The following is a 2,711-nucleotide window of genomic DNA, read 5'->3' as shown; positions in this document are numbered from 1 at the left end:
GGCCGTTACAACTGGAGAAGGGCTGGGTTGAGGGGTTGGTTGGGCATCTTCTTTTGTCCCGACAGCAAGAATTTGTGAAACTGGTTCTTTAGTGACCTTGCTTTCAACTACTCTGCGAACTTCTTGTCCATCTACCACACTCACTTCCGTCAATATGGTCCGCTCCCCATTTTGACCAGCAGTCAGCACCTTGGTTTGCCCTTTGGCCAATGTAGGATCAGCTTGTTTGACAGTTTCAAATGGCACAGGCTCAGTAGAGACTTCCAGGCTTGGTTTTTCAACTTGAGGAAAGGCTGGAGCGACTTCTGGGGTCACACGCGCTTGTGCTTCCACTTGTGGAATACCTGTACTTGTTTTGATCGTCCCTTCTACAGAAGATTTCGTTTCCTGCATAGCCTTTGGCTCTTGTAAGCTCGTCTTTTGGACTGACGGGTAGCACAGATAACCAATATAGTCATAGCCGTCAATTTGAATCACGCCATTTGCAAGATCTTTGCTCGATGCGATCGCAAGATCCTGATTATAGGCGCGCAAAACTTGATTTTGTAGCGCTGCGACTTCAACTGGAAGTAGAAGACTTTGTCCCATGGCTCCAATCAAAAGGACGCCCATGACCTTCTTCCGGTGCTTTTTAGAGAGTAAGAGGACCGCAAAGGAAGCAGTGGCTAGACTTAGGCCAAATAGGGCGACTTCCTGACTTCCTGTTTGAGGAAGAACCGACTGAATTGCTTCCTTCTTCTTATAGACGAGATAGAAAGTATCTTCATTTTGATACTCTTCAGGGATTGCATGAATCACCTGTTCTTTTTCTTCAGCAGTTAGCTCTTCTTCTGTCACATATCCTAAGTGCACATGAGCAGGTAGAGTCACCTGATCTGCTTTGACAGGACGAGCTCCTAACAAGCTTCCTCCTAATAAAAAGGCTCCAATGGCTACCGGACCAACACCGACAGTTAATTTCCGAATCGAATATTTGGTCATTTTTTCAAACGTTTGTTTCGCTTTTTTCATCCTAAAATTCCTATATAGTAATATTTAACCCTCGAGCAGGGACCTGATTATTTTTAGAGAGGATGGGATCCTTTCCAGAAATAAGAACCTTCCCGGGATTTTTTACCTTTACCTATCTTATCTTTTTTCTTCTATTTTAGCAAGCTCTAAAACTCAAAAAAATAAACCGTTTTCTTTATAGGAAGAAAACAAAACAAAAAACGCCTCGAAAGGCGTTTTTACACTAGATTTACTTATAAGGACTGGTATAAATCGTTGTATCGTTGACTAGCCGTATCCCATGAGAAATCACGAGTCATGGCTTGTTCTTGCAGGCCATACCAAGCCTGTTTGTCATTGTAGTAAACAGCTAAAGCCTCATCAACTGCCCAGTTAAACCAGTAGCCAGATAAATTATTGAAGCTAAAGCCTGTTCCACTTCCATCAACAACATTATACGGTTGAACCGTATCTCGAAGTCCGCCGACTTCATGTACCAAAGGAAGGGTTCCATAACGCATGGCCATCATTTGAGAAAGGCCACATGGTTCAAAGCGGCTTGGCATCAAGAAGACATCTGACGCTGCATAGATTTCTTGGGCCAATTGGACATCAAATGTGATATTAGCTGAAAGTTTATCTGAGTAGGCTTGACCGAACCAAGCAAAGGCATTTTCAAATCCAGGATCTCCTGTACCGAGCAAGACAATCTGAATATCCTTTTGCAAGAGTTGATGCAACTCTTCCACCACAACATCAAAACCTTTTTGACGTGTCAAACGAGAGACAATTCCAAACAAAGGAACGTCATCGCGAACGGGTAAACCGACACGTTCTTGAAGAGCTCGTTTACTAGCTGCTTTACCTGAAAGATCTGAAAGACTGAAGTGATGCGTCAAGAGTGGATCCGTTTCAGGATTATATAAATCCGCATCAATCCCGTTAACAATACCGGTCACCTTGCCAGATTCCATCCGAAGGATCTGATCCAAGCCACAACCGTATTCAGCAGTCATAATCTCATGTGCATAACTAGGAGATACGGTTGTCACACGGTCAGCATATAGAATGCCGGCTTTCATCCAATTCAGGCAATCATTCCACCGAAGTGTTCCGTCTGCATAGCGTTCAAATCCCACTCCGAATAAATCCCACAACATTCCTGGGTCAAACTGACCTTGGAATTCCAAATTATGGATGGTCAATACTGTTTTAATCCCATGGTAAGCTTGAATCCAACGGTATTTTTCCTTAAGCAAGAAAGGAATCATCGCTGTATGGTAATCATGGGCATGAAGAACATCTGGAATGAAGTCAACCCGTTCCATCGTTTCTAAGGCCGCGAGCTGGAAAAAGGCAAACCGTTCGCCATCATCAAAGTCACCATACACATGGCCTCTAAAGAAATAGTGTTGGTTATCAATAAAGTAAAAGGTGACCCCATCTCGTACAATGCGTTTCACACCCACATATTGACTTCTCCAGCCAACCTTGGTCTCAAAATGCAAAACGTCTTCAATTTGATCCCCAAATTTTGCCTCTACCATATCATAGTAAGGGAGAATCACGCGCACGTCATGACCACTTTTAGCTAAGGATTTAGGAAGAGCGCCAATGACGTCTCCCAAGCCACCTGTCTTAGAAAATGGTGCTCCTTCAGCTGCAACAAATAATAGTTTCATTAGACAATATCCTCTGTAACAATCGTTCCTTTTTTAACC

The 2,711-nt window shown here is 43.3% G+C and carries 2 protein-coding genes; both read right to left on the bottom strand.

Annotation, left to right across the window (positions count from 1 at the left end; all coding sequences use genetic code 11):
- Nucleotides 1–1,011, bottom strand: a 1,011-nt coding sequence (locus tag SPADD19_RS05030; protein WP_128861584.1) for a G5 domain-containing protein, incomplete at its 3' end; no start/stop codon positions are given.
- 233 nt (nt 1,012–1,244) lie between these two features.
- Nucleotides 1,245–2,672, bottom strand: coding sequence for a glycogen synthase GlgA (glgA, locus tag SPADD19_RS05025; protein WP_061455428.1), 1,428 nt, complete (start codon nt 2,670–2,672; stop codon nt 1,245–1,247).
- Nucleotides 2,673–2,711 lie beyond the last annotated feature (39 nt).

The organism is Streptococcus parasanguinis (genome assembly GCF_001578955.1).
GTDB lineage: Bacteria > Bacillota > Bacilli > Lactobacillales > Streptococcaceae > Streptococcus > Streptococcus parasanguinis_U.
Note: the sequence above shows the minus strand (reverse complement) of the source record. Positions and strands in the feature narration are given on the sequence as shown.

Excerpts from the sequence above, each read along its gene's own strand:
- glgA (WP_061455428.1), bottom strand. The coding sequence starts at position 2,672 with ATGAAACTATTATTTGTTGCAGCTGAAGGAGCACCATTTTCTAAGACA.